5 protein-coding genes are annotated in these 6,878 nt (G+C 68.4%); 4 read left to right on the top strand and 1 reads right to left on the bottom strand.

Translation table 11 applies throughout. From position 1 onward, the window contains the following. Window positions 1-199 precede the first annotated feature (199 nt). From ACFWP3_RS41195 to ACFWP3_RS41180, 4 genes are read left to right on the top strand one after another with little or no spacing between them, the layout of a single operon-like run. Entirely contained in the window at window positions 200-1,672 is a 1,473-nt protein-coding gene (locus ACFWP3_RS41195) for a site-specific integrase (protein ID WP_384231983.1), read from the top strand. 8 nt (window positions 1,673-1,680) lie between these two features. After that, window positions 1,681-3,387 (top strand): hypothetical protein, encoded by a 1,707-nt coding sequence (locus ACFWP3_RS41190; protein ID WP_384231981.1) that lies wholly within the window; start codon window positions 1,681-1,683, stop codon window positions 3,385-3,387. Next, on the top strand, window positions 3,384-5,582 hold the full coding sequence (locus ACFWP3_RS41185; protein WP_384231979.1) for a site-specific integrase: 2,199 nt from the start codon (window positions 3,384-3,386) through the stop codon (window positions 5,580-5,582). Before ACFWP3_RS41190 ends, ACFWP3_RS41185 begins: the two co-directional genes overlap by 4 nt. After that, window positions 5,579-6,040 (top strand): hypothetical protein, encoded by a 462-nt coding sequence (locus ACFWP3_RS41180; RefSeq protein ID WP_384231977.1) that lies wholly within the window; start codon window positions 5,579-5,581, stop codon window positions 6,038-6,040. Before ACFWP3_RS41185 ends, ACFWP3_RS41180 begins: the two co-directional genes overlap by 4 nt. Before the next feature lie 37 nt (window positions 6,041-6,077). Here the strand turns inward: ACFWP3_RS41180 and ACFWP3_RS41175 are convergent, their stop codons facing one another. Then, a complete protein-coding gene (locus tag ACFWP3_RS41175; RefSeq protein WP_384231974.1) occupies window positions 6,078-6,599 on the bottom strand; it encodes an NUDIX hydrolase in 522 nt (173 codons plus the stop codon). Window positions 6,600-6,878 lie beyond the last annotated feature (279 nt).

Raw genomic sequence — 6,878 nt, 5'->3', positions numbered from 1 at the left:
GCGGGGCTGGGAGCACACCTTCGAGACCGCGAACCAGCGGATCCAGGGCCTGGGCCTGGAGTCGTTCTCCTGCACCGCCCACATGCTCCGCCATTTTGTCTCTGCTTAGTTTCCGTGTGGCGATTGACTGCGGCTGAGCAGTTGACCAGGGTGTTTGGGCTTTGCGCTCGACTGTGTGGTGTTTCTACTGTCGGCGCTCATGATCCTGAACTTCTTCTCGTCCCGGGGCTGGCAGTCCTGGGACGTCGAGTACCGGCCGTTGATCCCCGAGGGGATGCCCGTGCTCGTCGACGACGATCTGCGCTTCGAGGACGGCCCGGCTGCGCCGCGTCCGACGGCGGTGGTGAACCGGTGGTTGCGTGAGCTCCCGGCCAGTGGGGCGCCGGCGCCGAGCTCGTGGGAGAACTACGCGGGGGTGGTTAAGGAGTGGATGGAGTTCCTGGCCGAGCACGGGGTGGATCTGTTCGACTCGCGGGTGCGGCTGAAGGCCGCGTTGAGCCGGTACGCCGAGCACCGGGCGGCGGGCCCGTTGAAGGCCCGGTTCGCGGCGACGACGTGGGGTCAGCACATGAGCATCCTGTCGCTGTTCTACCGGTGGGCGATGCACGAGGAGTACGCGACGGCCGAGCCGTTCACCTACCGGGCCGCGCGGGCTCTGTTCGCCGGGACCGGCCGGGAGGTGAAGGTGAATCTGGCGGTCCGTCGCACCCCGAAGCCTCACGTGACGATCAAGTATCTGGAGCCGGACTTCACCGAGCTGTTCCGCAAGGGGCTGCGCGGGCTGGCTCCGGACGGCTCGCAGGACACCGGTTTCCACGGGCGGGAGCTGACCCGCAACGCGGCGGTCGGGGATCACGCGCTGGCCACCGGGATGCGGCTGCAGGAGTTCAGCTACCTGCTGCCCTGGGAGATCCCTGCTCTGCCGTCGGAGCCGACCGCGGTTCCGATCCCGTTCCCGGTGCCGGCCGGGATCACCAAGGGCAAGAAGTTCCGCACCACGTGGACTTCATACGAGGCTCTGGCCGGGCTGCACGACTATCTCGAGCTGGACCGGGCCGCCACGGCGGAGGGCTCGCTCTGGCGGCCGCCGCGGCGTTGGGGTGAGCCGCTGATGGTGACCGAACCGGACGCGCGGGGCGGGCTGATCAACGGGGTCCGGCGCCCCTGGGAGTCGCTGACTCCAACCGAGCGGCGTCGCCTGGTCGCCCCGGAGGGCGGTTCGTGCCTGCTGGCGGTGAAGAACGGCGGCGGTCCGTTCACCGCCTGGGCCACGGTCTTCGAGCGCACATCGGACCGGATACGGGCCCGTTTCGAGCCCCGGTTCCCGCACGTCTGGCCCCACCGATGTCGCCATACCTTCTCCATGAGGACCTTGGAATACCTGGTCACCGGGCATTACCGGCAGGCCGCGAAACTCGTGCGGGACACCGATGCCGACGCCGCTCTCGTCTTCTACTTGAGCAAGGCGGACCCGCTGCTGGTGCTTCGTGATCTTCTAGGCCATTCCACCGTCCTGACCACGGAAAAATACCTCCGCCGCCTGGATACGACCCGCATCTACCGGGAGGCATACGAGGGGGCCGGAGCCGCTGCCGGACTGACCGAGGACTCGGTCGCCGAGCGGGAAGCCGCGGCCGAGTTCGACGACGAGACCGAGGACGGTGGCCTCTGATGCCGACCATGCTGATCGATGAACCCCTCGGCCTCACCTGCGTGTTCAGCGATGGCAGCCGCGCGGACTACAGCCTGGACGGACTGCCCAACCCGCGTCTGGCCCGGGATCTGGCCATCGGTCTCGTGGACCTGATCCATCCGCACGGCACCGCGGACTCGGAAGGCACCGTCAACTTCTACGTCCAGTCGCTGCGGAGCATGGTCCGCATCCTGGCCGCTCAGGGCTTCACCGGTGGTGCCGCCCAGCTGCGGCGAGGGCAGCTGGCCGAGTTCTGGATGTCCAGCCCGTCCAGGCTGGAGGCCATGACCCGCAGTCTGCTGGAGGGCTATGCCCAGTGCGGCGGCATGCTCGGAGAGGGGGTGCTGGAGCTTGCTGCCGGGCGGCACTTCAACATTCAGCCCTTCCGCCAGTCGTTGCCGCCCTATGCGGAGGAGGAATGGCAGCGGCTGACCGGGGTATGCCGGGCGTTGGTCGATGATTCGTACGCCGCCCACCGCCGGGCCCTCGCGGATGCCGCCGACGGACGGCATCCCCTCGAAGGCGGCTGGGAGCCGGGCCATCTGCGCTGGCTGCTGGCCCGGGTCGGGCCCGTCAGCATCGGTGAGTTCGGCCGGCATCTGGAGGTCTCGGCGGCGGTGGTCCGCAACCGCGGCGGTTTCCACGACGCGACCCGGGCCGTCTTCCCGCACCTGGACGTGCTGATCGCCTACCGGCTGCTGTTCGGCATCTACTCCGGCATCGTCCCCGACGGCATCGCCGAACTGGTGGTCGAGGACATCGACTGGGCCGGCGACTCGACGGTCCTGCTCTCTTACATCAAGCGCCGCACCGCGGCGGAGAGCCTGAACCTGCCCCGCCGGGCGGTCCGCCTGCTGGAACAGTGGCTCGCGCACTCCGCACTGCTGCGGACCTTCGTGACACCGGAGGAACGCCGCAAACTCTGGGTGGGAGTGAGCCGGGCCGGTGGGGACCGCCGCGTCCGCCAGATCGACCGGGTCGCCGTCCAGCGGTGGGCCCTTCGCCATGCGGTCGTCGGGAACGACGGGCAGCCCCTCAAGATCCACCGTTCGCGGATCCGCACCACCCACGAAGCCATGCGGGACAAGAGCACCTGGACGGGCAGCGGGCGGGCCACCATCGATCCGAACCACAGCCCGGACGTCGAGGGCGATCACTACCTCACCGCCACCACTCCGGCTCAGCAGCACGCTGTCGAGACGGTCATCGAGGACGCCCAGCACGACATGCTCCGCCGGGCTCACCCGCCGACCGTGATCACCGAAGAGGACGCGGCCGCGCTGGCGAACGGCTACCCGCAACTGGTCGCCGAGCTGAACCTGGATGACGCCGTGATCGCCGAGCTGGTCGGCGGACAGCGCGATGTGTTCACCGCCGCCTGCGGGGACCACCTGTCCGGGCTGCACGGCCCGAAAGGGAAACCCTGCCCGGCCCGGCCCTGGGTCTGCCTGCTCTGCCCCCTGGCCGTCTTCGCTCCCCGGCACGCGGGCAACCTGCTGCGGCTCAAAGCGTTCTTCTCCCGGCAGTGGCAGCAGATGCCCGCCGCCCACTTCATGGCCGTCTTCGGCCCCTATGCCACCCGCGTCCAGCAGGTCCTGGACCGCTTCGACCCTGCCGTGCTGGCCGCGGCGGCCCACCGTGTCGAGGACCAGGACGACGAGCTGCCCCTGCGACCCGAGGAGATGACCGCGTGACCACCGCCCTCGCCACTGCCCCCGCCTTCGACGGCCGGTCCGCGGTCTTCGCCGGCGCCGATGTCTGCCGCCAAGCCGGACTCGCACTCCCCGAGGGAGTGAGCCGACCGGTGTTCGAGGACGACGTCTGGGACTTCACCGACGTCGTCGGCCTGCCCGTCCAACTCGCCCTCTGCACCCGCCGCTTCGACTTCACCGACATCTCCGATGCCCGGTGGCGGCTGGTCGGCAAGGAGCTGGTCCTGGCCATGCTCGCCCCACGGCACCCGGCGGTCGCTCCGCTGCCCCGGGCCCATCGCACCGCCCTGCACCTGCGCAGTTGCGCGGGCCGCCTGGATGAGCTCATCCGGTTCTGCCGATGGTTGTCCGAGCACGGAGTGTCGAGCCTCGCACAGGTCGACACCCACATCTGCGACGCCTACCTGGCCCACCGACGCTACGTCCTCGACGAGCACGGCGCGGTCGTCGGCGAACAGAGCCCGGGAACCCGCCGCAGGGCCGCACAAGTCGCTGTTGACCTGGTCAACTACCGCGAGTTGTTCACCGCTGACCGAGTCCCTGCCGATCTGCGGCCCTGGGGCGGGGCCACCGCCTCCGCCATCGCCGAAATGCCCTGCGGCCGGACAGAGAACAAGACCCAGCCCGTCGACGACGCCGTCATGCAGCCGATGCTCGCCGCCGCCCTGTTCCTGACAGCCACTCTGGGCCCGCACGCTATCGAACTCGCCCGGCAGATCCGGGAGGCCGACAGGCTCTCCACCCGCAAAGCACCAGGACTCCGCTCAGTCCACGTTGCCCCGGTGACCGAGTTCACCGAGCTGCTGAGCGAGTACAGCGATACGTGCACACCTTTGCCGATGCTCGCCGGCCACCACGTCGCCGACCGGCTTGCCAGCGGCTGGTCTCCCGATGACCCCCTGCTGACAGTGGCCACGGGAGTCCTGGCACGTCAGGCCGGGATCACCCAGTTCGAGGCCCGCTGGATGCACCGCCTGCGCGGCCCGCTGGAAGACGCGGTCGCGTCGGTCGGGGTGAAGGAGGTCTTCGCCCGGAAGGCCGCCGCGGTCACGACAGCGGACACCTCGTCCGTATTGCCCTGGACCTTGCCTCTGCACCGTCTCCAGGCCGTCGCTCTGGTCGGCATCGTCCGCACCGCCGCGATGATCGTGCTGGCCACGGCCTCCGGCATGCGCGCGAGCGAGCTGATGGAACTCCGTATCGGCTGCCGGCGGCCCCTCGAACAGCCCGTCCCCGGCCTCACCCGCTACCGGCTCGCCAGCAAGGTCGTCAAGGGGCAGCCGCTGGGCGGCACCGACGACGAATGGGTCGTTATCGAGCCCGTCTATCGCGCCGTCGAACTCGCAGAAGACCTACATGACGACCGGCAGGACGGCGCCCTGCTCTTCGGACGGTTCGCCTTCTCCGTCCGCTACAAGTGGTTCCGTAACTGGGTCAACTCCCCGGCAGGAAAGCGCCTCGGACTCGCTCCCATCCCCGATGGACAGGTCAATCTGAGGCGGCTGCGTCGCACGCTGGCCCTGGAAATGGCCTACCGGCCGGGCGGCGTGCTGGCCTCCAAGCTTCACCTAAAGCACATCGCAGTGGCCACTACAGAAGGGTATGCCTCCCGCCCTGGCGGGGCTCAGGCCGAGTTGCTGGCCGAGGTCAACAAGCACGAGAGCGATCGGAACCTGGATCTGGTCCTGACCGAGTTCCGAAACTACCAGCAGGGCATCCTCCCGGCCGGCCCCGGCGCCCGGAGCCTCACCGAGTTCTTCGCCTGCATCGACGAAGAGCTCGACCCGGCGGCAGCCACGGCACCCAAGACCCAGCGCAGTGACCGTGATGTCCTCAACCTGCTGACCAAACGTGCCAAGGTCCTTCACCTCGGGCCCGCGAACTACTGCTGGTTCACCGACCCGTCCCGGGCACTCTGCCTCAAACTGGCCGGCACCCCGACCGCCGACCGTCCCCTGATCGGGATGTGTGACTCCGCCCGCTGCCCGCAGGCCACCCATCACCCCTGCCATCGCCCCGTCTGGGCCGACCACGCCGAACGCACCAAGACCTTCCTCGGCCAGCTCGGCACTACACGCAAGACCGAACGCACCCGGCTCCAGGCCGACTACGACCGGGCCCTCCGCGTCGTCGCCGAGATCGACACTGCCAACACCATGGACGAGGAATCCGCATGAGAATCTCCGCAGCCCAGCGGACCGAGAACGAGAACCGCATCCGGGCCGCCATGGACCGGCTCCTGCGCGGCGAGATCCCGCCCGGCGGAAAATGCGACATCAAGACCCTCGCCAGCGAGGCCGCGGTCGATCGCACCGCTTTCTACGGCACCCGCCCCTACGCTCACCTTCGCGTCGAGTTCGAACGACGCCTCCAGGCCCTGCACCAGGCCGGCGAGATCCCCGACCCCCGCGAAGCCCAGATCATCCGACTCAAGGCGGAGATCACCAAGCTCAAGGACCGGCTGGCCCAGTCGGAGCAGACGATCGACGAGCTCACCGACTTCCGCACCCAGGCCCTGGCCCGGCTCGCCGCACAACACGAAGAGATCGTCCGGCTCCGCGAAGCCTCAGCCGGAACCACCCAAGTCAGGCGCCTTCCAGCATCACGAACCACGGTGATCGGGTCCTGCAGCTGAAATGCCCGCCCTGAACCGAGGCGACCCGCATCGCCGATCACCCGGTTGTCAGCTCGCCCGCACTGCTGCCGGATCCGGACTCCAGGTATCGGCGCAGAGCTTCCCGCCCTCCCGGAACAAAGCACCATTGATCAACAACTTTGCGCAGTTCGTCCAACGTCAGCCAGTCCCGCCAGCCGATCTCACCCGGGTCCGGGACCAGGGGTTCCGCCACGACAGCCTCATGCACCCCAAACCACACGGGGCTAATCCCCTGTCGGCAAAGGAACTTGAACATGAAGCGCATGGGGACACGAACGCCCAGCTCTTCGGACATTTCCCGGGCCGCGGCTCCCTCATACGACTCGCCCACATTCACGGCGCCACCGACCATCACGTCGTAGTAGCCCGGGAACCGGGACATCGTCTCGGACCGCCGCAGCACCAAGATCCGCCCGGCCTGATCACGGCAGATCGTCGTTGCAATGCGATGCGGCCAGTTCTCGCGCACCGCCTCGTCTCGCTCGACTATCCCCAACACGCGGTCATGCTCATCGACATGTTCAACCAGTTCGCTCACGGAGGCACGATCTCAGCCCTCACTGACAACACGGCCCCACGAGCACCAGCAGCACGTGATCCGCATCACAGGAAACCCCGCGGAAAGCAACACGACCGACGATCTGCGTCGCGAATGAGGCATCGACACCTGGCCTGCTCAATCGCGACACGAGGTCATCCGCACACGGTCTCTGCGGACACAAGCCATTCCTTCGCCTTGAAGTGGTACGCGATCGGGAAGCTGGTGCACGCCGCCCGTCTGGGGCACCTGGACGCGGACGAGCGCAAGGACTTCCGC

This window comes from Streptomyces sp. NPDC058525 (genome assembly GCF_042719495.1).
Lineage (GTDB): Bacteria > Actinomycetota > Actinomycetes > Streptomycetales > Streptomycetaceae > Streptomyces.
The sequence above is the reverse complement of the archived record's forward strand: the minus strand, read 5'-3'. Positions and strand labels throughout refer to the sequence as shown.

Coding starts and splice junctions, on each gene's coding strand:
- ACFWP3_RS41195 (WP_384231983.1), top strand. CDS start 200: ATGATCCTGAACTTCTTCTCGTCCCGGGGCTGGCAGTCCTGGGACGTC.
- ACFWP3_RS41190 (WP_384231981.1), top strand. CDS start 1,681: ATGCTGATCGATGAACCCCTCGGCCTCACCTGCGTGTTCAGCGATGGC.
- ACFWP3_RS41180 (WP_384231977.1), top strand. CDS start 5,579: ATGAGAATCTCCGCAGCCCAGCGGACCGAGAACGAGAACCGCATCCGG.